21 protein-coding genes are annotated in these 22,546 nt (G+C 63.9%); 12 read left to right on the forward strand and 9 right to left on the reverse strand.

Going from position 1 to position 22,546, the window contains the following annotated elements:
• Positions 1-10: 10 nt before the first annotated feature.
• The 5 genes from JQ627_RS12690 to JQ627_RS12710 form a co-directional block, all read right to left on the reverse strand.
• Complete coding sequence (locus JQ627_RS12690) at positions 11-1,138, reverse strand: acyl-CoA dehydrogenase family protein (protein ID WP_212484549.1); 1,128 nt, start codon at positions 1,136-1,138, stop codon at positions 11-13.
• Between the two features lie 143 nt (positions 1,139-1,281).
• Positions 1,282-3,153, reverse strand: a complete 1,872-nt coding sequence (locus JQ627_RS12695; protein WP_212484550.1) for an AMP-binding protein — start codon at positions 3,151-3,153, stop codon at positions 1,282-1,284.
• Positions 3,154-3,197: 44 nt separating this feature from the next.
• The gene (locus JQ627_RS12700; protein WP_212484551.1) at positions 3,198-4,004 is read right to left on the reverse strand and encodes an enoyl-CoA hydratase/isomerase family protein; all 807 of its coding nucleotides are present in this window, start codon (positions 4,002-4,004) and stop codon (positions 3,198-3,200) included.
• A 194-nt stretch (positions 4,005-4,198) separates the two neighbouring features.
• A complete protein-coding gene (locus JQ627_RS12705) occupies positions 4,199-4,957 on the reverse strand; it encodes an SDR family NAD(P)-dependent oxidoreductase (RefSeq protein WP_212484552.1) in 759 nt (252 codons plus the stop codon).
• Between the two features lie 54 nt (positions 4,958-5,011).
• Positions 5,012-5,695, reverse strand: a complete 684-nt coding sequence (locus tag JQ627_RS12710; RefSeq protein ID WP_212484553.1) for a TetR family transcriptional regulator — start codon at positions 5,693-5,695, stop codon at positions 5,012-5,014.
• Positions 5,696-5,823: 128 nt separating this feature from the next.
• Here JQ627_RS12710 and JQ627_RS12715 point away from each other — a divergent pair, with 128 nt between their 5' ends.
• Entirely contained in the window at positions 5,824-6,996 is a 1,173-nt protein-coding gene (locus JQ627_RS12715; protein WP_212484554.1) for an acetyl-CoA C-acetyltransferase, read from the forward strand.
• Positions 6,997-7,097: 101 nt separating this feature from the next.
• Entirely contained in the window at positions 7,098-8,642 is a 1,545-nt protein-coding gene (locus JQ627_RS12720) for an acyl-CoA synthetase (protein ID WP_212484555.1), read from the forward strand.
• Between the two features lie 128 nt (positions 8,643-8,770).
• Here the strand turns inward: JQ627_RS12720 and JQ627_RS12725 are convergent, their stop codons facing one another.
• A complete protein-coding gene (locus JQ627_RS12725) occupies positions 8,771-9,313 on the reverse strand; it encodes a methylated-DNA--[protein]-cysteine S-methyltransferase (RefSeq protein WP_212484556.1) in 543 nt (180 codons plus the stop codon).
• A 139-nt stretch (positions 9,314-9,452) separates the two neighbouring features.
• Between JQ627_RS12725 and JQ627_RS12730 the strand changes: the two genes are divergently transcribed.
• Positions 9,453-10,271, forward strand: coding sequence for an alpha/beta fold hydrolase (locus tag JQ627_RS12730; RefSeq protein ID WP_212484557.1), 819 nt, complete (start codon positions 9,453-9,455; stop codon positions 10,269-10,271).
• Between the two features lie 2 nt (positions 10,272-10,273).
• Positions 10,274-11,086 (forward strand): alpha/beta fold hydrolase, encoded by an 813-nt coding sequence (locus JQ627_RS12735; RefSeq protein ID WP_212484558.1) that lies wholly within the window; start codon positions 10,274-10,276, stop codon positions 11,084-11,086.
• A 169-nt stretch (positions 11,087-11,255) separates the two neighbouring features.
• Here the strand turns inward: JQ627_RS12735 and JQ627_RS12740 are convergent, their stop codons facing one another.
• Positions 11,256-11,711 carry a carboxymuconolactone decarboxylase family protein gene (locus JQ627_RS12740; RefSeq protein ID WP_212484814.1) on the reverse strand — a complete coding sequence of 152 codons (456 nt, stop codon included), beginning with the start codon at positions 11,709-11,711 and terminating at the stop codon, positions 11,256-11,258.
• 99 nt (positions 11,712-11,810) lie between these two features.
• Between JQ627_RS12740 and JQ627_RS12745 the strand changes: the two genes are divergently transcribed.
• The 5 genes from JQ627_RS12745 to JQ627_RS12765 all read left to right on the forward strand — a co-directional run bounded on the left by JQ627_RS12745 (position 11,811) and on the right by JQ627_RS12765 (position 17,317).
• Positions 11,811-12,668: a sigma-70 family RNA polymerase sigma factor gene (locus JQ627_RS12745; RefSeq protein ID WP_212484559.1), complete on the forward strand. Its 858-nt coding sequence runs from the start codon at positions 11,811-11,813 to the stop codon at positions 12,666-12,668.
• 87 nt (positions 12,669-12,755) lie between these two features.
• Positions 12,756-14,012, forward strand: coding sequence for a M20/M25/M40 family metallo-hydrolase (locus JQ627_RS12750; RefSeq protein ID WP_212484560.1), 1,257 nt, complete (start codon positions 12,756-12,758; stop codon positions 14,010-14,012).
• Between the two features lie 194 nt (positions 14,013-14,206).
• Complete coding sequence (locus JQ627_RS12755) at positions 14,207-14,884, forward strand: GntR family transcriptional regulator (RefSeq protein ID WP_212484561.1); 678 nt, start codon at positions 14,207-14,209, stop codon at positions 14,882-14,884.
• Positions 14,885-15,048: 164 nt separating this feature from the next.
• Positions 15,049-15,849 (forward strand): phytanoyl-CoA dioxygenase family protein, encoded by an 801-nt coding sequence (locus JQ627_RS12760; protein ID WP_212484562.1) that lies wholly within the window; start codon positions 15,049-15,051, stop codon positions 15,847-15,849.
• A gap of 160 nt (positions 15,850-16,009) precedes the next feature.
• A complete protein-coding gene (locus JQ627_RS12765; RefSeq protein WP_212484563.1) occupies positions 16,010-17,317 on the forward strand; it encodes an NAD(P)H-dependent oxidoreductase in 1,308 nt (435 codons plus the stop codon).
• 457 nt (positions 17,318-17,774) lie between these two features.
• Here JQ627_RS12765 and JQ627_RS12770 read toward each other — a convergent pair whose 3' ends face one another.
• Positions 17,775-17,984: a hypothetical protein gene (locus JQ627_RS12770; RefSeq protein ID WP_212484564.1), complete on the reverse strand. Its 210-nt coding sequence runs from the start codon at positions 17,982-17,984 to the stop codon at positions 17,775-17,777.
• Positions 17,985-18,026: 42 nt separating this feature from the next.
• On the opposite strand from JQ627_RS12770, the gene JQ627_RS12775 reads away from it, so the two are divergent.
• Positions 18,027-18,416 carry a hypothetical protein gene (locus tag JQ627_RS12775; protein ID WP_212484565.1) on the forward strand — a complete coding sequence of 130 codons (390 nt, stop codon included), beginning with the start codon at positions 18,027-18,029 and terminating at the stop codon, positions 18,414-18,416.
• A gap of 142 nt (positions 18,417-18,558) precedes the next feature.
• On the opposite strand, the gene JQ627_RS12780 is transcribed toward JQ627_RS12775, so the two are convergent.
• Positions 18,559-19,644, reverse strand: coding sequence for an SDR family oxidoreductase (locus tag JQ627_RS12780; RefSeq protein WP_212484566.1), 1,086 nt, complete (start codon positions 19,642-19,644; stop codon positions 18,559-18,561).
• A 293-nt stretch (positions 19,645-19,937) separates the two neighbouring features.
• Between JQ627_RS12780 and JQ627_RS12785 the strand changes: the two genes are divergently transcribed.
• Together JQ627_RS12785 and JQ627_RS12790 are read left to right on the forward strand one after the other, a co-directional pair.
• A complete protein-coding gene (locus tag JQ627_RS12785; protein WP_212484567.1) occupies positions 19,938-21,029 on the forward strand; it encodes a TRAP transporter substrate-binding protein in 1,092 nt (363 codons plus the stop codon).
• Positions 21,030-21,356: 327 nt separating this feature from the next.
• Positions 21,357-22,448, forward strand: coding sequence for a TRAP transporter substrate-binding protein (locus JQ627_RS12790; protein ID WP_212484568.1), 1,092 nt, complete (start codon positions 21,357-21,359; stop codon positions 22,446-22,448).
• Positions 22,449-22,546 lie beyond the last annotated feature (98 nt).

Genomic DNA, 22,546 nt, shown 5'->3' on the forward strand with positions numbered 1-22,546 from the left:
GATCCTTCGCTTACGCCGCGTTCTTCTTGCGCATGCGGTCGATCAACTGGTCTTCCCAATAGCTGAGGCTGCCGAGCCCCAACGCCATCGCGTTGGCGCGGCGGTAGTACATGTGGCAGTCGAACTCCCAGGTGAAACCCATGCCGCCGTGAACCTGGATGTTGTTCTTGGCGCAGTGCTGGAACGCCTGTGTCGCGCTGATGCGCGCGGCGGCGGCCGCTTCCGGTAATTCGCTGGCGTTGGTCGAAAGCGCCCAGGCGCCGTAATAGCTGTTGGAGCGCGCCAGCGTGGCCGAGACATACATGTCGGCCAGCATGTGCTTGACCGCCTGGAACGAGCCGATCTGGCGGCCGAAAGCGATGCGGTCGAGCGCGTAGTCGCGGCCCATCTCAAGCGCGCGGTCGGAACCGCCGACCTGCTCGAAGGCGCACAGTACCGCGGCACGGTCGAGCACCTGAGTGAGGATGCTCCAGCCTTCGCCGGTGGCACCGAGCGGCTCGGCCTTGCAATCCCTGAAGGTGATCTCGGCCTGTCCGCGGGTCGGGTCGAGATTGGTGAGGCTTTTCACCTCGACGCCACCCGCCTTGAGGTCAACCAGGAACAGCGAGATGTCACCGTCGCGTCCGCTCGATCCCGTGCGCGCGGCAACCACAGCAAAGTCGGCGACCGTACCATCGGCAACCGGCTTCTTGACGCCGTTGAGCACGCCGTTCGCAGCGGTGAGCTTGACGTTCTTCGGCGACGGATTGCCCTTGCCCTCGAACAGCGCCAGCGTGCCGATCGCCTCGCCCGCGGCGATCGCCGGCAGCCATTTCTTCTTCTGCGCATCGCTGCCCGCGATCAGCAGTGCCTCGGCGGCAAGATACACGGTCGAGGAGAAGGGCACCGGCGCGTTCGCCCTGCCCATTTCCTCTGCGATCACGCAGAGCTCGAGATGGCCCGCACCGGCTCCACCGAACTCCTCGGGGATCGCGACGCCGAGGAAACCCATCTCGGCGAGGCCCTTCCACAACTCCTTGTCGTAGGGCGCCTTGCCGTCGAGCACGGCGCGCACCGCCTTGGGCGAGCATTTTTCGGCGAGGAATTTGCGCGCCTGGTCGCGGAGCTGCTTCTGGTCGTCTGAGAAATCGAAATTCATGGCGGGCTACCTTTTTCTTACTGTCATTCCGGGGCGCGACGAAGTCGCGAGCCCGGAATCCATTTCGCCGCGCGCTTGCGGCCTGATGGATTCCGGGTTCGCGCTAGGCGCGCCCCGGAATGACGATTGGAGACAGTCTTGATTCATCGCAGCACGATCACATCCTGGTCCGGCTTGTCCGCATAGAGCCGCTCCACCAGCGCCGCACGACGTTCCAGGCCCGCGCGCTGGTTGATGTAGCCCTTGTCGGTGAGCTCGTTGCCGTCGATCGAGGGCGGCTCGGCCATCAGCATGGCACGGGCGATAATGCGGCTGCTGGCGCCTTCACATTCCTTGTTGTGGGTCTCCAGCCCGCGCTTGAAGCAGGCGACCACCTCGGGATGTTTTACGGCATCCTCAAAGCTGAGATCGGCACTGCCGACAAGCTGGCGACAGGCGTGCAGGTTTGGCCAGGCGAGCAGTCCGATGAAGGCGCGATCCTGTCCCGCAACCAGCGCGTCATGCACGACCGGCGTCGCGGCCGCGATCGCATCGGTACGCAGCGAGCCGACATGGACGAAGGTGCCGGTGGTGAGCTTGAAATCCTCGACGACGCGGCCGGCAAAGATGATGCCCTTCACCGGATCGGAATCGTCGACGAAGATGCCAGCGTCACCGATGCAATAAAAACCTTCCTCGTCGAACATCTTCTTGGTCAGGTCCGGCTGACCGAAATAGCCGGGCGTGACGTTGACGCCGCGCAGGCGCAGCTCGTATTTCGAGCCGCACGGCACCATCTTCAATTCCACGCCGGGGAACGGCAGGCCGATCAGGCCGACGCGCTCGGTGTCCCAATAGGTACCGGTCGAGGTCGGCGCCGTCTCGGTCGAGCCCCAGCCGGTGTAGAACACGATGCGCTCGCCGGTCGTCCTCACGGCGAGGGCCTGCATGCGTTCATAGAGATCATCGGGTAGCCGCGCGCCGCCATAGGCCATGATCGAAAGGTTCTTGAAGAACGAGCGGCACAGCGCGTCGTCCTTTTCCATCGCAGCCGCGAGCGCGGCATAGCCGGCCGGCACGTTGGCGTAATAGGTCGGCGAGATCTCGCGTAGATTCTTGATGGTTTCCTCAAGCTGGCCCGGCATCGGCCGGCCGTCGTCGATATAGAGCGTGCCGCCGTCGACCAGCACCGGGTGAAACGCGGCATTGCCGCCCATGGTGTGATTCCACGGCATCCAGTCGAGCACGGTGGCCAACGGGCCGCCCGCGGTGCGTGGCCGCACCTGCATCATCATCGCCGCATTGGCGCACATCATCTCCTGCGTGTTGATGACGGCCTTGGGCATGCCGGTCGAGCCGGACGTGAACAGCAGCTTGCCGACGGTATCCGGCGTGATCTTCGCGATCGACGCGTCGACGTCTGGGGTCACGGGCGTTGCCGCGAGTTCGGCAAAGCTGACGCTCTTGACGCCGTCGCAGGGGCGCACGACGTGAACGACGGTGACGCCGGCGAGGTCGAGCGCCTTCAGCGCCTTCTCGAAGGTCGGGCCGTCCTGCACCATCACCACGGCCGGCTTGATCAGGTCGAACAGGTATTTCAGCTTGACGTGATCATGACTCATCAAGGAGTAAGCCGGTGACACGGGAGCCGCCGGCGAGCGCGCCTGCATCGCGGCCTGCGTCATCAGCGCATGCTCGATCGAATTGCCGGAGAGGATCGTGACCGGGCGCCCCTCAAGCTTGAGATCGAGAAGCGCCTGCGTCAGCGCATCCACAGTGCGCTTGGCTTCGCCATACGACACCTTGCGCCATTCGCGGTTCGCTCCGCCGCGCTGCGCGAGCCAGATGCGCTCGGGCGCCTCCTTGGCCCATTTCGCCAGCGAGGCCGGAAGATGCGTCTCGTAAGCCTGCAGCGGAATGCGCGACTTCAGCACCACCGTGCCGTCGTCGCGGCGTTCGACGTCGATGTCGCGCGCGAGCCACTCGACCTTGCGAAAGGCGGGCTTCGTCATCACTGCCGCCGCGCTTCCACTCATTTTGCGTCTCCCGGAATTATCGTCCTTTGCGGATCGTTCTCGTTTCAGCGCCTGATATAGACAGGCTTTCGCTTCTCAAGGAAGGCCCTGATGCCTTCCGAAAATTCCTCGGAGCGACTGCACAGGACCTGATTGCGGTCCTCCATCGCGATGACGGCTTCCAGCGATCCCGCGTCGACGCTCATGTTGAGACATTCCTTTGACAGGCGCAGCCCCACGGGCGAGGCCGTCATCATCGCATCGACATAGGGCGCAGCAGCAGCATCGAGCCCGTCTTCATCGACGACCTCGGAGACGAGTCCGACCGCGAGCGCGCGTTCGGCGCCGATGAAACGTCCGGTGAGGATCAGCTCGGAGGCGACGGAAACGCCGACAAGCCGCGGCAGAAAGTAGCTGGTGCCGATGTCGCAGCCGCCAAGGCCGAGCTTGATGAAGGCGCAGTTCATGCGCGCCGATTTCGTCGCGATGCGGATGTCGGACGCAAGCGCCAGCGCAAACCCGCCGCCGGCCGCCGCGCCCTGCACCAGAGAGATGATCGGCTGCGGACAGCGCCGCATCAGCATCACGATGTCCGCGATGCGCCGTTGCGAATCCAGGGACTCCGTGACGCCGGGCGGCTCCTGCTGCCCGGCACGGCGCGTCATCGCCGCCTTGAGATCGAGGCCGGCGCAAAAGTTCTTGCCTGCTCCCTTCAGCACGACGACGCGTGTATCGCGGTTGCGCTGGAGGCTCTGAAAGTAGACGTTGAGCGCATCGATCAGCACAGGATCGAGCGCGTTGAGGTTTTCAGGACGATTGAGCGTCACCGTGTCGACGCCGTCGTTGTGCTCGATCAGCAGCGGTTGGGACATGGGAGCGCTCCTGCTTGCCGCCGATCGCGGTGCCGATTGCTGCGCCCTCTCCCCTTGTGGGAGAGGGCATGATCGCTGTGAGCCCAGAGTTCGCTTGGGTGAGGGGTCTGTCTCCGCGGAGAGAACCCCTCATCCGGCGCTTCGCGCGACCTTCTCCCACAAGGGGAGAAGGACGGCAGCGGAGTACGCCTCTACTACCGCGGCGCCATGCGGATGGCGCCGTCGAGGCGGATGGTCTCACCGTTGAGCATCGGGTTCTCGACCATATGCACGGCAAGCGCACCGTATTCCTTGGCATCGCCGAGGCGCGAGGGATGCGGCACCTGGGCCCCTAAGCTCTTGCGGGCTTCCTCGTTCAGACCCATCAGCAGCGGCGTGAAGAACAGGCCGGGCGCGATGGTGTTGACGCGGATCTTCTGGCTGGCGAGGTCGCGCGCGGCCGGCAGCGTCAGGCCGACGACGCCGCCCTTCGAGGCCGAATAGGCGATCTGGCCGATCTGACCTTCGTACGCGGCAACCGAAGCGGTGTTGATGATGACGCCGCGCTCTTCACCGACCGGCTCGATGGTGACGAGGCGCTCGGCGAACAGACGCAGGCAGTTGAAGGTGCCGATCAGGTTCACGTTGATGATGCGCGCGAACTTTTCGAGCGGATAGACGCCGTCGCGGCCGACGATGCGCTGCGAGCCACCGATGCCGGCGCAGTTCATCAGCACGCGGGCAACGCCATGCGCGGCTTCCGCCTTCGCGATCGCCGCCTTGATCTGCTCCTCGCTGGTGACGTCGGCATGAAGCGCGACGCCCTTTACCTCGGCGGCGACCTTCTCGGCGTTGTCCTTGTTCTGGTCGATCACGCCGATCTTGGCGCCCTTGGCCGCCATGGCGCGGGCGGTCGCTTCGCCGAGACCCGAACCACCGCCGGTGATGAGAACGGCTACGTCTTTCAACTGCATCGCTTGTACCTTTCCTTGGGCGTTTCTTCTCTAGACTTGAGAGTGATGGCCGGATTATCCGGCCGCGGCAGCTTCCCCGGCTTGCGTGAGGATGCCGCCGCAGATCAGCGTTTCCATGTGCTTGATGTATTGCCGGCAGACGTCATCGGTGACCGGACCGACGCCGGTCGCGCGAGACATCGCGTGCCGGCCAAAGAACAGGTGATCGCAGGCGCCGATCAGGCTGGTGTAGAACAGCACCGGATCGGTCGCGCGGAACTCGCCGCGGCTGACGCCCTCAGCGAGCAGCCGGCGATGAAAATCCAGCAGCGGCGCGACGAAGAATTTTGAGACTTCGTCGGCGGAGCCCGCAACGCTTTCGTGCAGGAGGTAGTGGATCAGCCGGTTCATGTAGGGGAACCGATGATAGGCTCGGATGATACCGGCGATATGCAGCCTCAGCTTCGCCGTCGACGTGATCGGCTGCGCCAGCAAATATTCGAGATTGGACATCTCGGTCGCGGCATCGCGCGCGAGCAGCGCAAGCAACAGGCCGTCCTTGTTGCCGAAATGATATTTGACCAGTGCGGCATTGGCGCCCGACTTCTGCGCGATGTCGGAGAGCGAGATCTCGATGGACGAGCGTTCGATCATCAGCTCGCTCGCGGCCACGAGCAATTTCTCTGCCGTGGAATTTTTTCCGCTGGGGAGCCTGTTCGGTACGCTGGTAGTCACGGAAATCCCTGTTCTGCCCCACATGAGCGGGCCGCAGATAAGCCGAAGCAGCGCCTCATCACAAGAGTTAATTGATCGATTGACTAAACGATATCCCGTCCCTTAAATCCGCGCCGACAACCCAATTCAGAACAATCCAGGGAGAGACCGAAATGGCCGAGGCTTACATCGTCGCCGCTGCGCGTACCGCGGGCGGGCGCAAGGGGGGCCGCCTCGCCGGCTGGCATCCAGCCGATCTCGCCGCGAAAGTGCTGGACGAGCTGGTCGATCGCACCAAGGTCGATCCCGCCATCGTCGAGGACGTGATCATGGGCTGCGTCATGCAGGTCGGTGAGCAGTCCAACAACGTCGCACGCAACGCGATCATGGCCTCGAAGCTGCCGGAGAGCGTGCCGGGCACCTCGATCGACCGTCAGTGCGGCTCCTCGCAGCAGGCGCTGCACTTCGCGGCGCAGGCCGTCATGTCCGGCACGATGGACGTGGTGATCGCCGCCGGCGTGGAATCAATGACGCGCGTGCCGATGGGCCTGTCCTCGCAGCTTCCGGCCAAGAACGGCTTCGGCAACTACAAGAGCCCGGGCATCGAGGCGAAGTACCCGAACATCGTGTTCAGCCAGTTCACCGGCGCCGAGATGATGGCGGAGAAGTACGGGTTGTCGAAGGATGATCTCGACGAGTACTCCTTCAACAGCCATCAGCGCGCGATCGCGGCGACGCAAGCCGGCCACTTCAAGAAGGAGATCGTGCCGCTCGAAATCACCCGCGCCGACGGTAGCAAGGACACCCACCACATCGACGAAGGCATCCGCTTCGACGCCACGCTCGACGGCATCAAGGGCGTCAAGCTGATCGCCGAGAACGGCAAGCTCACCGCGGCCAGCGCCAGCCAGATCTGCGACGGCGCCTCCGGTGTGATGGTGGTGAACGAGCGCGGCCTCAAGCAGCTCGGCCTCACACCGCTCGCCCGCATCCATCACATGACCATGACCGGCGGCGATCCCGTCATCATGCTCGATGCTCCGCTGCACGCCACCAAGAAGGCACTGGAGAAGGCCGGCATGAAGATCAGCGACATCGACCTGTTCGAAGTCAACGAGGCCTTCGCCTCGGTGCCGACCGGCTGGCTGAAGACCACCGGCGCCGATCCGGACAGGCTCAACGTCAATGGCGGCGCCATCGCGCTCGGCCATCCGCTCGGCGGCTCCGGCACCAAGCTGATGACGACGCTGGTCCACGCCCTGCACCAGCGCGGCAAGCGTTATGGTCTTCAGACCATGTGCGAAGGCGGCGGCATGGCCAATGTGACGATCGTCGAACGACTGTAAGAAGAAAAGCGAAGAACAAATGGCGAGTGGTGAGTGGTGATGGGGAGCGGCTTCCGCCCCTATCGCCATTCACCGCTCGCCTCTTTTTTTGAGGAAACGCCATGACCCATCCGTCCGTCTACGCCAAGACCACCCCCAACAAGGTCGCCTACCAGATGGCCGGCACCGGCAAGGCGATCACCTATCGCGAGCTCGACCAGCTCTCGAACCAGGGCGCGCAGCTTTTCCGCTCGCTCGGCCTGAAGGCCGGCGACCACATCGCGCTGCTGATGGAAAACCGCCTCGCCTTCATGGAGATCTGCTGGGCGGCGCAACGAAGCGGGCTCTATTACACCGCCATCAGCCGTTATCTGAAGCAGGACGAGATCGACTACATCATCGGCGATTGCGGCGCCAAGGTCGTGATCACCACGCCGAAATGCGCCGACCAGATCAAGGCCCTGATCAAGGGGACCGCAGGCGAGCCGATCTTCTACATGGTCGACGAGCCCCTGCCCGGCTTCCGTTCCTACGATAAGGAAGCGTCCGCACAGCCGACAACGCCGATCGCGGACGAAGTCGCCGGCTACGACATGCTGTATTCGTCGGGCACCACCGGCCGGCCGAAGGGCATCAAGAAGGCGTTCGAAGGCAATAAGATCGACGTGCCGAACGCCTTCCTGCGCGTGCTCTGCGCCGACATGTGCGGCATGAACGCCGGGAGCACCTATCTCTCGCCGGCGCCGCTCTATCACGCGGCTCCCTTGCGCTTCAACATGATGGCGATCGTGCTGGGCGGCACCTCCATCATCATGGAGCATTTCGACGCCGAGGATTTTCTCAGGCTCGTCGAAAAGTACAAGGTGACCCAGTCACAGCTGGTGCCGACCATGTTCGTGCGCATGCTGAAGCTGCCGGATGAGGTTCGCACCAGGTATAATGTCTCGACGCTGAAAGGCGCGATCCACGCTGCTGCGCCATGTCCCGTCGACGTGAAAGCAAAAATGATCGAATGGTGGGGGCCGATCCTGATCGAGTACTACGCGGGCTCGGAAGGCAACGGCGTCACCGTCTGCAACTCGCAGCAATGGCTGGAGCATCGCGGCAGCGTCGGCCGCGCCGTGGTCGGCAAGATCAAGATTCTGGACGAGAACGACGAGGAGCAGCCGGTGGGCGAGATCGGCACGGTCTATTTCGCCGACGCGCCCGCGTTCACCTATCACAACGACCCCGAGAAGACGAAGAAGGCCTACAACGCCAAGGGATGGTCGACGCTCGGCGATGTCGGCTACCTCGACAAGGACGGCTTCCTGTTCCTCACCGACCGCAAGTCCTACATGATCATCTCGGGCGGGGTGAACATCTACCCGCAGGAGACCGAGGACGTGCTCATCACCCACCCGGAGATTGCCGACGTCGCCGTGTTCGGCGTGCCGAACGAGGAGATGGGCGAAGAGGTGAAGGCGGTGGTGCAGCCGCACGACATGACGCGCGCCGGCAAGGAGCTCGAGGCCGACCTGATCGCCTACTGCAAGACCCGCCTCTCCGCGATCAAGTGCCCGCGTTCGATCGATTTCGAAGCCGAGCTGCCGCGCACGCCGACGGGTAAGCTGGTGAAGCGGCATCTGCGGGACAAATATTGGCCGAAGGCGGCGGCGAAGATCTAGAGATTTCGTAGGGTGGGCAGAGGGGCGAAGCGCCGTGCCCACCATCTCTCCCGATTATGACCGACTGGTGGGCACGCTTCGCTTTGCCTACCCTACGGCACCGCTTCCGGGGCGCGAGACCTTGAGCCTCAATCAAACAGACTCGGCGTGTGGTTCACCAGTGCGCCTTCGATCTCGAGCATCTTCAGCTTCGTCACCACGCCGCCATTCGCCGAGAAGCCGCCGGGCTTGTTGCCGGCCGCCAGCACCCGATGGCAGGGCACGACGATCGGGCACGGGTTGCGGCCGAGCGCCTGGCCGACATCGCGCGACAGCTGGACGCCGCCGAGCTGCTTGGCGATGTCGCCATAGGTGATGGTCTTGCCCGGCGGGATGGCGCGGGCGATCTCGTAGACGCCGCGGTTGAAGTCGGGCACGCCGTCGAGATCGAGCGGAATGTCGGTGAGATCATCCGGCTCGCCCGCAAGCAATTTTGTGATGCGGTCGATCGCCTGCTGGACCTCGGCGGTCGGCTCGGCCTCGCTGGCGTCAGCGTGGCGCTGGCTGATGCGGGTGCGGATCTTGTCCTCGCCGCCCATCGGCAGTTGCGTGCCGTTGATACCACGCGGGCCCCAGGCGATGGCGCAAAGGCCGATCCTGGTGTCGAACAGGGCAAAATGCTGGTCGGTCATGGCTTGGTTCCTGAGCTTGCGTCCCCGTCGCATGCCCCCATTGTGATCTCCGCCTAAATCTAGGCTTGGAAATAGTTGCGATCCACCCGGTTTCCGGGAATCTTGCACAGGAGTTCCTGCCCCTTCCCGCGAGTCCAGAATGCAAAGCCTCCACGTCAATGGATACGACATGCCCTATCTCGACGTGGGCGAAGACAGGAGCCGGCCGCCGCTGGTCTGTGTGCATGGCTCGCTCAATGACTTCCGCATCTGGGGCTGCGTGCTCGGGCCGCTGACGCAGCGGCACCGGGTGATCGCTGTCAGCCTGAGGCACTTCTTCCCGGCAAGATGGGACGGCGTCGGCGACACCTACTCGATCGCCCAGCATGTCCAGGACGTCATCGCCTTCATCGAGACGCTCGACCTCGGTCCGGTCGACCTGATGGGCCATTCCCGCGGCGGGCATATCTGCTTCCGCGCGGCGCAGGCGCGTCCCGATCTGCTGCGGCGGCTGGTCCTGGCCGAGCCGGGCGGCGAGCTCGATGCGAGCCTCGATCCGGACTACGTCGGCGGCCCCTCGCCGCTGCTGGCGCGCTTCACGGCCTCGGCGGAGAAGATCGCGGCCGGCGATGTCGACGGCGGCCTTGCCGTGTTCGTCGACACGCTGGAGGGCGCCGGCACCTGGCCGCGGTTGCCGGCAATGGTGAAGCAGAATCTGCGCGACAACGCCTATACGCTGATCGGCCAGGTCCGCGACAACCGGCCGCCGTTCTCGAAGGCGGATGCGGAATCGATCAAGATGCCGACGCTGTTCATCCTTGGCGCACGGACCAAGGGCCTGCTGCCGAAAGTGCTGCATGCGCTTGCCGCGCACGTGCCCTACTCCAGGACGGCGATCATCCCGAACGCGACGCATCCGATGTTCGAGCAGGCGCCGCAGAAATACTCCGAAGTTGTCCTGGACTTCCTGGCGAGCTGATCATGCAGACATTTCGCGTCAACGGTTACGACATGGCCTATCTCGAAGTCGGCGAGGGCTATCCGCTGGTCTGCGTGCACGGCACGCTCGGGGATTTCCGCACCTGGTATTCGGTGCTCGGCCCCTTATCGAAGAATCATCGGGTGATCTCGGTCAGCCTGCGGCACTTCTTCCCCGAGCATTGGGACGCCGTCGGAGACGACTACAAGATGGCGCAGCACGTCGCTGACACGATCGCCTTCATCGAGCAGGTCAAGCCCGGACCGGTCGACCTGATGGGCCATTCGCGCGGCGGCCACATCGCCTTCCGCGTCGCGCAGGCGCGGCCTGATCTGTTGCGCAAGCTGGTGCTGGCCGAGCCGGGCGGCGATCTCGACGCCAGCCTGCCGGTGCCGGAGGGCACGCCCGCGCATCCGCCGCTCGCCGCTCGCACCGCGCGTTCGGTCGAGATGATCCGCGCCGGCGATCTCGACGGCGCGCTGCAGAATTTCTACGAGGGCATCGAAGGCGACGGCTCCTGGCGGCGCGTACCGGCAGCCGCCAAGCAACAACTGCGCGACAACACGCTCACCTTCCTCGGCCAGATCAACGAGCAGCGCAGGCCCTACACGCTCGCGGATGCGCAGGCGATCCGGACGTCGACGCTGCTGATCGGCGGCGGCGCGACCACCGGCAGCCTCTCTGTGATGTGGCGCGTGCTGGCCGAGCACATCGCAGGCAGCAAGACGGCGGTGATCGAGAATACAGGCCACTGGATGTTCGAGCAGGCACCAATGGAGTTCGGCGAGGTCGTGAACAGGTTTCTGGCGGAGTAGCTCTCTTTCTTCCTTCTCCCCTCTTGTCCGCCGAAGCCTTCAGGCGAAGGCGGATGTGGGAGAAGGATCACATCTGCAAATGAGTCTGCGGAGAAATACCCCTCACCCAAGAGAGTTCGTATCTCCCAGCGGCGCTGCCTTCTCCCGCAAGGGGAGAGGGCACAGAAACTCACACCTTGCAGACACCGACGGGCATCTTGATCGTCGCGTTCAGCCGGTTCCAGACGTTGATCGTCGCGATCGAGAGGATCAACGTTGCGAGTTCGCGTTCGTCGAAATGCTTGTCGGCCTCCATCCAGATCGTATCCGGCACCGGGTCTTCGCGATCGGCAATGCGTGTGACGGCTTCGGTCAGCGCCAGCGCGGCGCGCTCGGCGTCGGTGAAATAGGGCGCATCGCGCCAGGCCGACACCGCGAACAGCCGCTCGTCGGTCTCGCCCAGCTTGCGGGCGATCTTCGGATGCATGTCGACGCAGACGCTGCAGCCATTGATCTGGCTGGCGCGCAGGTGCACCAGTTCCAGGAGCTTTTCCGGCAGGCCCTGCTTGGTCAAATTGCCGAGGGATTGAAGGTGGTTCATGGCCTCAGGCAGGACCATGACGGGGTGGTTCATGCGCGCATGCATCATCTTGCGTCTCCGTTGGGGAATTTCGACGGTTCCGGTCACATCGACCGGATTGGCTTCGTCATGGGCATGACGGATCGCGATGTGGGAGTGTGACCGATGACGGAAGAAAATTTTCTCAGCCACCAGTTCGAAGCCAGCAGGGACCATTTGCGCGCGGTCGCCTACCGGATGCTGGGTTCCCGCGCCGAGGTCGACGACGCCGTGCAGGAGGCCTGGCTGCGGGTCAGCCGCTACGATATGTCTGATGTCGCGAACCTGCGGGGCTGGCTGACCACCGTGGTCGCGCGCATCTGCCTCGACATGCTGCGCGCACGCAAATCGCGGCGCGAGGATCCGATGGGCCCGCACGTGCCCGAGCCGGTCGACGAGACGCGGGAGCGCGAGGCCGAGATGGCCGATTCCGTCGGCGCGGCCCTCCTCGTCGTGCTCGAGACATTGCAGCCGGCGGAGCGGCTCGCCTTCGTGCTGCACGACATGTTCGCAGTCCCGTTCGAGGAGATCGCGCCGATCGTCGGTCGCTCGGTCGACGCCTCGCGCCAGCTTGCGAGCCGCGCGCGGCGGCGCGTCCAGGGTGCGCCGGTGCCGGAGGCGGATCTGTCGCACCAGCGCAAGATCGTCGACGCCTTCCTCAAAGCTTCGCGCGAGGGCAATTTCGAGGGCCTGTTGGCCGTGCTCGATCCCGACGTCGTGTTTCGCGCCGACGACGCCGCGGTGCGGCTCGGCACGCTGCCGCAGATCCGCGGCGCGGATGCCGTCGCGCAGCTCTACAAGGGCCGTGCGCAGGCTGCACGGACGGCGCTGGTCGACGGCGAGATGGGCGTGGCCGTCATCCTCGGCGGACATCTGCGCATCGCGCTGCGCGTGACGTTCAATGGCGACCGCATTGCCGGGATCGAGGCGCTCGCCGATGCCGACCGGATCGCGGCCCTGGAGGTGGAGGTGCTGGAGCGCTAGCGGAACGTGGCATCCGGACAGCCCCGATGCTACGCTGAAGTCCAATCGCGCGCGGTGCCAGCGCTCAAGACGCGAAAGGATGCTTCCATGACAGCTCGCTTCATTCCCCTGCTCGCTTTGTCCCTGCTCAGCCTCGCCGCCGGCAGCACTACCGCGCTTGCGGCCGCCGACGAGAAGCTCAAGGCCGCCGCCGAGCAGGAGAAGGCGCCGCTGATCGAGACGCTGCGCGACATGGTGATGATCGAGAGCGGCAGCAGCGATGCCGAAGGCCTGAAGAAGATGGCCGACTTCACCGAAGCGCGCTTGAAGGCGCTGGGCGCCACCATCGAGCGGCGCAAGACCACCGCGGGTACGGGCGCCGACATGGTGATCGCCACCTTCCAGGGCACCGGGTCGCGAAAGCTGATGCTGATCGCGCATATGGACACGGTCTATCAGCGCGGCATTCTCGGAAGCGAGCCGTATCGTGTCGACGGCAACCGCATCTACGGCCCTGGAATCGCCGACGACAAGGGCGGCATCGCCGTGGTCCTGCACGCGCTCAAGATCCTGAAGGACGCCGGCTGGCAGGACTATGCCAGGCTCACCGTGTCCTTCAATCCGGATGAAGAGGTCGGCTCGATCGGGTCGGGCGAGATCATCGCAGAGCTCGCCGACCAGCACGACGTGGTGCTCTCCTGCGAACCGACGGTCGCCGCGCCGGCGGCGAAGAATGACGGGCTGCTGCTGGGAGCGAGCGGCACCGCCACCGCGAAGATGGAGGTGACGGGCCGCGCCTCGCACGCCGGCGCCGCGCCCGATCTCGGCCGCAACGCGCTGATCGAGCTCGCGCATCAATTGCAGCAGACGAAGGACGTGGCGAAGTCGATCCCGGGCACGCAGCTCAACTGGACCACGGCGCAGGCCGGCACGGTGCGCAACCAGATTCCGGAAAAGGCCGAGGCCGGCGCCGACATCCGCCTCACCATCCCCGATGGCATCGCCAAATTGCAGGCGGCGCTCGACGCGAAGGTGAAGGAGAAGTTCGTGCCCGACACCGAAACGAGGGTGACGATCACGGCGGGCCGCCCGCCCTTCGTCGCCAGCGATCGGGGCCGTGCTCTGGCGCAGGAGGGGCAGGCGATCTATGCCGAGATCGACCGCAAGCTCGACATCGCCGAGATGACCGGCGGCGCCACCGATGCCGGCTATGCCAACCGTAGCGGCAAGGCGGTCGTGGTCGAGAGCTTCGGCCTCGCCGGCTTCGGCTATCACGCGCGCGACGAGTTCATCGACACCAACTCGATCGTGCCGCGGCTCTATCTGATGAGCCGGATCCTGATCGAGCAGGGGAAGAAGAAGTAGGCGCTCGGCCCCGCCAGGCCCTTTTGGCGAAAACAACCCCATGCACAGTAGACGAGCCTCGCGATATCAATGACTTAGCGGGACGCCAAATGACGCCCTAAATGGGCGCCACAGCCCGTCTTGACGCCCTCCCCCTCGCGGAGTACCTTCGAACACGGAATTCCGTATTCCCTTTGGCATTCGGAGCTGCCGGCGTGATCCCTCTCGACCCGCTCCCGAACCTGATCGACCAGGTCTATGCGCGGATCCTGGAGGCGATCTCCGACCGCACGCTGCAGCCCGGCCAGCGCATCCGGCAGAACGAGCTCGCCGACAAGCTCGGCGTCTCGCGTCAGCCGGTGTCGCATGCGCTGCATCTGCTGCACCGGCAGGGCCTCGTCGCCGAGAGCGGCCGTCGCGGCTTTGAAGTCACCCAGCTCGACCCGTCGCGCATCCGCCAGCTCTACGAGGTGCGCGGCGCCATCGACGCGCTGGCCGCCCGGCTCGCTGCTCAGCGCGCCGCAAGCGACGCGGCGGGACGCGCGCGGCTGGACGCAGCCCTTGCCGCCGGACGCCGCATCGACCGCAAGACGTCGCTCGCCGAGCTGATCGTGCTCGACGTCGATTTTCATCGCGCGATCTATCAGCTCGCGGGCAATCCCGTGATCGAGGAGACGATCGCGCCGCAATGGCCGCATATGCGCCGCTCGATGGCGACGGTGCTCTCCGAGCTCGATTATCGCGGCAGCGCATGGGCCGAGCATGCCAACATCGCAAAGCACATTCTCGCAGGCGACGCGAAGGCGGCCGAGCGCGCCGCGCTGGCGCATGCGCAGACGGCAGGGCGAAAGACCGAGGAGAGATTGAGGGCGACGGACGAAGCGGCGGCGTAGCGACAAGCGCCGTCATTCCGGGGCGATGCGCAGCATCGAGCCCGGAATCCATTGGGCCTCGGAGACTGCAGAGAAATGGATTCTCAGGTGCGCAATTGCGCACCGTAGCTCGCGCTTCGCGCGCCCCGGAATGACGAGAAAAACAAAACCAAGGAGGACGACCCATGAAACTGTCCGAGGCACAATTGGAGTTCTTCCACCGCGAGGGCTGGCTGTTCCTGCCCGAATTGTTCAGCCAGGAGGAGGTCGACTTCCTCGCGCGCGAGGCGGTCGGCATCTATGACGCCAACCGGCCAGAGGTCTGGCGCGAGAAGAGCGGCGCGCCGCGCACGGCCTTTGCCGCGCATCTCTACAACGATGCCTTTGGCGTGCTCGGTGCGCATCCGCGCATGATCGAGCCGGTCGAGCAATTGTTCGGCGAGCCGGTCTACATGCACCAGTTCAAGATCAACGCGAAATCGGCCTTTACCGGCGACGTCTGGCAATGGCACCAGGATTACGGCACCTGGAAGCGCGACGACGGCATGCCCGAGCCGCGCGCGATGAACATCGCGATCTTCCTCGACGAGGTGATGCCGATCAACGGTCCCTTGATGCTGGTGCCGCGCAGCCAGAACGCCGGCGACCTCCAGGCCTCGCACGACCTTGCAACAACGTCCTATCCGCTTTGGACGCTGGACGAGGACACGGTGACGCGCCTCGTCAAGCAGGGCGGCATTGTCGCGCCCACAGGCAAGCCCGGCGGCATGTTGATGTTCCACGGCAATCTCGTGCACGGCTCGGCCGGCAACATCACACCCTATCCGCGCAAGATCGTGTACCTGACGCTGAACGCGGTCTCGAACTACATCCGCACACCGACCCGGCCGGAGTATATCGCCCATCGCGACTTCGCGCCGATCAAGACGGTGGACGACGACGCGCTGGTGCGGCTGGCACGGGCACCGCGGCAAGCGGCAGAGTAAACAGGTCTCGTGCCCCGGACGCAGCGCAGCACGTCAGTGATGCGCTGCTGAGCCGGGGCCCACACTACACAAACAGCTTTCCTCTGGGTCCCGGCACTGCGGAGCAGCGTTTCACGCTGCGCCGCGTCCGGGACACGATCATTGCTCAGGATACATTCCCATGAACCTCTTCCGCCTCCTCCAGGCCCGCGCCAGCGCCGGCAAGCCTGTCCGCGTCGCGCTGATCGGCGCCGGCAAGTTCGGCTCGATGTTTCTGGCGCAGGTGCCGCACACGCCGGGGCTGGAAGTACCCATCATCGTCGATATCGACCGCGACCGCGCGCGCGAGGCCTGCCGCACCGTGGGCTGGGATGCGGCGCGGATTGCCGCGACCGTGTTCACCGATGATGGCGCGCGCGCCATCGCCGGCGGCGCGATGGACGTGGTGGTGGAAGCGACCGGCAATCCCGCCGTCGGCATCCGCCACGCACGCGCGGCAATCGCCGCGGGCAAGCATATCGTGATGGTGAATGTCGAGGCCGACGTGCTGGCGGGCCCACTGCTCGCCGAGGAAGCGCGGAAGGCGGGCGTGGTCTATTCGCTCGCTTATGGCGACCAACCGGCGCTGACGGCCGAGATGGTCGACTGGGCACGCGCCATCGGTTTTCGCGTGGTCGCAGCCGGCAAAGGGACAAAGTATCTGCCGGCCTATCACGACGTGACGCCTGACGGCGTCTGGCAGCACTATGGTCTCACCGCGGACGAGGCGCAGTCGGCCGGCATGAACCCGCAGATGTTCAACTCCTTCCTCGACGGCACCAAATCGGCGATCGAGATGGCCGCCATCGCCAACGCCTGCGGGCTCGACGTGCCCGCGAGCGGCTTGCTGTTTCCGCCCTGTGGCGTCGACGATTTGCCACACATCATGCGGCCGCGCGAACGCGGCGGCGTGCTGGAGCGGTCGGGCGTGGTGGAAGTCGTCTCCTCGCTCGAGCGCGACGGCCGGCCGGTGTTTCGCGATTTGCGCTGGGGCGTCTATATCGTGCTGGAGGCGCCGAACGACTATGCCGCCGATTGCTTCAGGCAATACGGCCTGAAGACCGACGGCAGCGGACGCTTCGCGGCGATGTACAAGCCATACCATCTGATCGGGCTCGAGCTGAACATCTCGATCCTGTCGGCGGCGCTGCGGGGCGAGCCGACCGGCCAGCCCTATGGCTTCCGCGGCGACGTCGCCGCCGTGGCCAAGCGCAATCTGCGCGCCGGCGAGATGCTGGACGGCGAAGGCGGCTACACCGTGTGGGGCAAGCTGGTGCCGGCGGCCGCGAGCCTGAAGGCGGGCGCCCTGCCGATCGGTCTCGCACATCGCCTGAAGCTGAAGCACGACGTCGGCCATGGCGAGATCGTGCGCTGGAGCGATGTGGAGTTCGACGCCAACAACGAGACGATCAGGACTCGAAAGGCGATGGAGACGGCGTTCGCGAAATAACGGCTAGAACTGCCCCGGTTGAGCGGGTGGACCGGGCCATTCGATTGCAAATTGTTCGGATTATTCCTTGCGAACAAGTCCTGCCTCATAACGCCGCTCGGGCCCGCATCAATTGATGGTGGCATTCCGCGAACATCACGGGTTGGCGCGACTATGACGCCGGTCCGAACGACACAATTTGCGGGATAGCCAACGTGTTGGCAGTAAGTTGCAGCACTCGCTGCCTGCATTGCTTCCAACTGAGAAGCCAATGATTAGCGACGCTGACAAGGCAATTGATCGCTTCATTCTTGCCTCCTGTCGCTGATCCACGGAAGAGATTTATAGATGAAGCGTAGCTATGCCAAAGCCGTGAATGTTGAACCATGAGTTCGGCTTCGCGATCAGAAGCCGGCATCGGCCGCAGCCCGCGCTATGTCCAACCGTGTGCGGACTCATGATTACAGCAGGTTGCGTCCTATTCGACCACGATAGCGTTGGCTTCGGCCTCCTCCAAATTCTTGCGCTGGTCATAGCGATTGATAGCCCCGAGAAGCCAATGGTCAGGCCGAGCAGTGTCAGGATAGTGGTCGCGAATGATGACACCGGGATGCTCGTTCTGTTCGTGCTCGCCCAACGGGTCACGTCGATTTGATGTTTTGCGCGCAAAAAAACCGGATACTGACACACGTGGCATCTTGCACCACGGTCCAACCGTAAGGAGCAATCCATGATAAATCTAAAAATTGTTGGTGCGGTCGTTGTTGTGGCATCTGCCCTGTCCAGCTCTGCTGCACAGGCGCAGTGGTACAACTCCAATCCGGACGCATGCCAAGCTGAATTCGCCAGCTGCACGGGTCTTGGAACGGGGACCACCCCCGACTATCGATATCGGCCATCAACTCGGCGAACGGCATATCGCCAGCCGGCAGCGGCGAACGCGACTGTCGGCAACTGGGGCAATTCCTACGCCATGTCGCCCGGCATGCCGTACGGCATGTCGTACGGCGAGATGGGCTGGAACGGCAGCTGGAGTACGTATGCTGCCCGCAACGGCATCGTCTGCCGGCCCGGCACCTATTTCAAGGGTAGCGACGGCCTCCAGCATCTCTGCCAGTAGGTCATCTGCTCTGACGTTAAACCGCTCAGGCGGCTCCAAGGGCGCCGCCTGTTTCGTGCCGGAGTTGTGGTCTCGCCGAAATCAGCATCCAGGTCACGCGGTGGGTGCACGACTGGATGGACTGCCTTCGTAGTAACGATCTCTATGGAAGCAGCCGGCTCTTCTTGGCTTGCTTGAACCACTTCCGGAACATGTCCTCGGTGTCCATCATCTCGGTGAAGCCGGCGCGGTTGATCTTCACGGTCGAGACGATCGAGGGCGGACCGGACTCGGTCTGGCCATAGCGCATGCTGTAATCGGCATACTGGAACGAGAGGCCGACGAAGTCGGTGAGGTCCGGCGACAGGAGGTCATGCTTGCGTCGCAACGCATCCCAAGAAGAGACCCAATTGGGAAACTCCTTGGCGAGCGATAGCGGGATCGGCTTGCCGGGCTTCATCTCCAGCGCATCGGCCACCGCGGGCCAGATGTTCTCCCAGGTGAAGACATCGCCATTGGTGACGTTGAAAGCTTCGTTCCGTGCCGCCTTGGCCTCGCCCGACCAGGCGATCGCGCGCGCGAGGAGATCGACGTCGACGGCCTGCGCCACCCGCGCGGCGCCGCCGGGAAAGTCGAGCGGCCTGCCCTGCTCGCGCAGCATCGCGGCATAGACGCCGAGTGGCGGGATGAGATCCATGGCGCCACCCATGGCGAGGCCGACGATGAGAACGGGGCGCAAGATGCTCCAGTGCCAGGCTTTCCCGGCCTGGAGCTCGCGCAGGAAGCTTTCCTGCGCCCAGTAGAAGTTGGGCTGCTCGTACATCTCGGAGCGGCCTTCGCGCGCCGGCACCGTCAGGGGGCGAACGTGAACACCGTAAGCCTTGGTGCCCTGCAACAGAGCGACGTGCTTGAGGTCCGGCGCGACCGGCTCGAGCGCGGCCATCAAATTGCGCAGCATCAAATCATTGGTCTTGATCTGCTGCGGGTCGCGCCAGCCGTCGACGAGCTGCGGCGCCTCGTAGAGCGCGGCGTAGATCAAATGGGTGGCGCCCTGAAGCTCCGCTGCGGCGCGGCGGCAATCGGCTTCGCTGGTGAGGTCGATGGGGACGTGGCGGGCGCCGTAGAGGTCGCGCGGCTTGCGTCGCGACAGCGCGATGACCTCGCAAGGGCTGGATGTGCCGAAGTGTCGCAACGCGGCGTTACCGACGAGACCGGTTGCCCCAGCGACCAGGACCTTTTTGCCCGTCATGCGCGAGCCTCCCTTTTGTTATCGCCTAATCGCGTAGCAGATCGCTGATGGTTCCGACTTGCGTCTGCCCTCATTCGCAGTTGCGAGGAGGGCATGAGACTTGATTATCGCAGGGCGACCGGTCATCCTTGCTGACGGAACCGCAATGATCGGAATTCCAACAAAAAGAGCCCATCAGGGCCATTCGGAAACGCTCAAACAATCTCAACAAGAGAACGTCGATCGTCGACAAAGACAAGACGACAGCAAGATCGTTCCCTGGTCGAAGCATCGACGCAATGGAAGGGATACGCATGAAACGTCGTGATTTTCTGAAGGTGACAGGCGTCGGCCTGGCCGCGAGCACAGCCGTCGCTGCGCCCGCGATCGCGCAATCGTCGCCCGAGGTCAGGTGGCGCTATGCCACCAGCTGGCCGAAAGCCCTCGATACGCTCTATGGCGGCTGCGAATATTTCTGCAAGCAGGTCGCCGACATTACCGACAACAAATTCCAGATCCAGCCTTTTGCGGCGGGCGAGATCGTCCCGGGCCTGCAGGTGCTCGACGCCGTGTCGAACGGCACGGTCGAGATCGGCAATACCGCGCTTTATTACTATTGGGGCAAGAACCCCGCGTTCACGTTCGCAACCGCCCTTCCGTTCGGATTGAACACGCGCCAGCAGATTTCCTGGCTGCTGTGGGGCGGCGGACAGGATCTCGTCAACGATCTCCTGAAAGAGCACAACGTCTACGGCATCCCGACCGGGTCGACCGGCGCGCAAATGGGCGGCTGGTTCAGGAAGGAGATCAAGACGGTCGACGACCTCAAAGGCCTGAAGATGCGCATCGGCGGCTTCGCCGGCACGATCCTCGCCAAGCTCGGCTGCGTGCCACAGCAACTCGCCGGCGGCGACATCTATCCGGCGCTGGAGAAGGGCACCATCGACGCGGCCGAGTGGGTCGGTCCCTATGACGACGAGAAGCTCGGCTTCGCCAAGGTCGCGAAGTACTACTACTATCCCGGCTGGTGGGAAGGCACGAGCCAGGGCCACAACATCATGAACATCGAGAAGTGGAACGCGCTGCCCAAGCACTACCAGGCGGCGATCGATGCGGCGTCACGTGACACCTTCACTTGGATCACCGGCAAGTACGATGCGGTGAATGCTCCGGCGCTGAAGCGGCTGATCGTGAACGGTGCGATCCTCAAGGGCTTTCCGCAGGAGGTCCTCGAGGCGTGCTACAACGCAGCCAACGAGATCTATGCGGACCTGTCCAAGACCAATCCGCATTTCGGCAAGATGCATGCGAGCATGATGGCTTTCAAGAACGACTCGTTGCCTTGGACGCAGGTGGCCGAGCTGAGCTATGACAGCTTCATGGCGCGGATGCGGACCAAGACGTGAGGCGGTAGACGACTCCCACGACTAAAGAATGAGAACCCCGGAGATGGTGACATCTCCGGGGTTTTACGTGTTTTGGCTCTGGTTTCGAACCAAAGCCGGCTGGCCAGATCGGCTTCGCAACTGCGAGCACGCTACGACGCTTGATTATCGCAAGGCGACCGGTCATCCTGATGGCCGGAACCGCAACGCACGGGATCCACAAAGAGCCCTGAAGGGCCGTCGGACACGCTCACACCTTCACCAAAAGACAAGTCGGTTATCGGCGAAGCAAAGACGACACGAAGATCGTTCCCTTAGTCGAGCAATCGGCACAACGGAGGGATACGCATGAAACGTCGTGAATTCCTGAAAGTGACAGGCGTTGGCCTGGCGGCAAGCACAGCGGTTGCTGCGCCGGCCATCGCGGAATCTTCGCCGGAAGTGAGATGGCGGCTGGCCGCGAGCTGGCCCAAGGCGCTCGATACGCTCTACGGCGGTTGCGAGTATTTCTGCAAGCGCGTCGCTGAGGCCACCGACAACAAATTCCAGATCCAGCCGTTCGCCTCCGGTGAGATCGTCCCGGGCCTGCAGGTACTCGACGCTGTCTCGAACGGCACGGTCGAGATGGGCAACACCGCGCTCTACTATTATTGGGGCAAGAACCCCGCCTTCACCTTCGGCACCTCGCTGCCGTTCGGACTGAACACGCGGGCGCATATTTCCTGGCTGCTGTTCGGTGGCGGCACCGAGATGCTCAACGACCTCCTGAAAGAATACAACGCGCTCGGCATTCCAACCGGTTCGACCGGCGCCCAGATGGGCGGCTGGTTCCGGAAGGAGATCAAGTCGATGGAGGATTTCAGGGGATTGAAATTCCGCGTCGGCGGCTTCGCCGGCACGATCATCGCCAAGGTCGGCGGCGTGCCGCAGCAGATCGCAGGTGGCGACATCTATCCGGCGCTGGAGAAAGGCACGATCGATGCTGCCGAATGGGTGGGGCCCTATGACGACGAGAAGCTCGGCTTCGTGAAGGTCGCAAAATACTATTATTATCCGGGCTGGTGGGAAGGCACCGGCCAGGGCCACAACGTCATTAATCGCGACAAATGGAACGCGCTGCCGAAGCACTATCAATCCGTGATCGAGATGGCGTCGCGCGACACCTTCACATGGGTCACCGGCAAATACGACTACGTCAACCCGTCTGCGTTGAAGCGCCTGCTGGTGGCCGGTGCGATCCTAAAGCCGTTCCCGCAGGAAGTGCTGGAGGCCTGCTACAACGCCGCCAACGAGATCTACGCCGATCTCAGCAAGACCAATCCGCACTTCAACAAGATGTACACGAGCCTGTCGGCATTCAGGAACGAGTCGCTGGCGTGGATGCAGGTCGCCGAGCTCAGCTATGACAGCTTCATGATGCGGATGCGGACACGGACGTAAGCGTCTGACGATTCGTAAGGTTGGAAACGACGAAAGCCCCGGAGATGCCTCCGGGGCTTTTTTATTCCGGGAGAGTGGGATTAGGGGAGAGCCCGGAC

It is taken from the genome of Bradyrhizobium liaoningense, from assembly GCF_018130785.1.
Classification (GTDB): domain Bacteria; phylum Pseudomonadota; class Alphaproteobacteria; order Rhizobiales; family Xanthobacteraceae; genus Bradyrhizobium; species Bradyrhizobium liaoningense_A.

Excerpts from the sequence above, each read along its gene's own strand:
- JQ627_RS12700 (WP_212484551.1), bottom strand. The coding sequence starts at position 4,004 with ATGTCCCAACCGCTGCTGATCGAGCACAACGACGGCGTCGACACGGTG.
- JQ627_RS12775 (WP_212484565.1), top strand. The coding sequence starts at position 18,027 with ATGATAAATCTAAAAATTGTTGGTGCGGTCGTTGTTGTGGCATCTGCC.
- JQ627_RS12730 (WP_212484557.1), top strand. The coding sequence starts at position 9,453 with ATGCAAAGCCTCCACGTCAATGGATACGACATGCCCTATCTCGACGTG.
- JQ627_RS12715 (WP_212484554.1), top strand. The coding sequence starts at position 5,824 with ATGGCCGAGGCTTACATCGTCGCCGCTGCGCGTACCGCGGGCGGGCGC.
- JQ627_RS12740 (WP_212484814.1), bottom strand. The coding sequence starts at position 11,711 with ATGCATGCGCGCATGAACCACCCCGTCATGGTCCTGCCTGAGGCCATG.
- JQ627_RS12690 (WP_212484549.1), bottom strand. The coding sequence starts at position 1,138 with ATGAATTTCGATTTCTCAGACGACCAGAAGCAGCTCCGCGACCAGGCG.
- JQ627_RS12790 (WP_212484568.1), top strand. The coding sequence starts at position 21,357 with ATGAAACGTCGTGAATTCCTGAAAGTGACAGGCGTTGGCCTGGCGGCA.
- JQ627_RS12745 (WP_212484559.1), top strand. The coding sequence starts at position 11,811 with ATGACGGAAGAAAATTTTCTCAGCCACCAGTTCGAAGCCAGCAGGGAC.
- JQ627_RS12785 (WP_212484567.1), top strand. The coding sequence starts at position 19,938 with ATGAAACGTCGTGATTTTCTGAAGGTGACAGGCGTCGGCCTGGCCGCG.
- JQ627_RS12705 (WP_212484552.1), bottom strand. The coding sequence starts at position 4,957 with ATGCAGTTGAAAGACGTAGCCGTTCTCATCACCGGCGGTGGTTCGGGT.
- JQ627_RS12735 (WP_212484558.1), top strand. The coding sequence starts at position 10,274 with ATGCAGACATTTCGCGTCAACGGTTACGACATGGCCTATCTCGAAGTC.
- JQ627_RS12765 (WP_212484563.1), top strand. The coding sequence starts at position 16,010 with ATGAACCTCTTCCGCCTCCTCCAGGCCCGCGCCAGCGCCGGCAAGCCT.
- JQ627_RS12780 (WP_212484566.1), bottom strand. The coding sequence starts at position 19,644 with ATGACGGGCAAAAAGGTCCTGGTCGCTGGGGCAACCGGTCTCGTCGGT.
- JQ627_RS12725 (WP_212484556.1), bottom strand. The coding sequence starts at position 9,313 with ATGACCGACCAGCATTTTGCCCTGTTCGACACCAGGATCGGCCTTTGC.
- JQ627_RS12695 (WP_212484550.1), bottom strand. The coding sequence starts at position 3,153 with ATGAGTGGAAGCGCGGCGGCAGTGATGACGAAGCCCGCCTTTCGCAAG.
- JQ627_RS12710 (WP_212484553.1), bottom strand. The coding sequence starts at position 5,695 with ATGTGGGGCAGAACAGGGATTTCCGTGACTACCAGCGTACCGAACAGG.
- JQ627_RS12760 (WP_212484562.1), top strand. The coding sequence starts at position 15,049 with ATGAAACTGTCCGAGGCACAATTGGAGTTCTTCCACCGCGAGGGCTGG.
- JQ627_RS12750 (WP_212484560.1), top strand. The coding sequence starts at position 12,756 with ATGACAGCTCGCTTCATTCCCCTGCTCGCTTTGTCCCTGCTCAGCCTC.
- JQ627_RS12720 (WP_212484555.1), top strand. The coding sequence starts at position 7,098 with ATGACCCATCCGTCCGTCTACGCCAAGACCACCCCCAACAAGGTCGCC.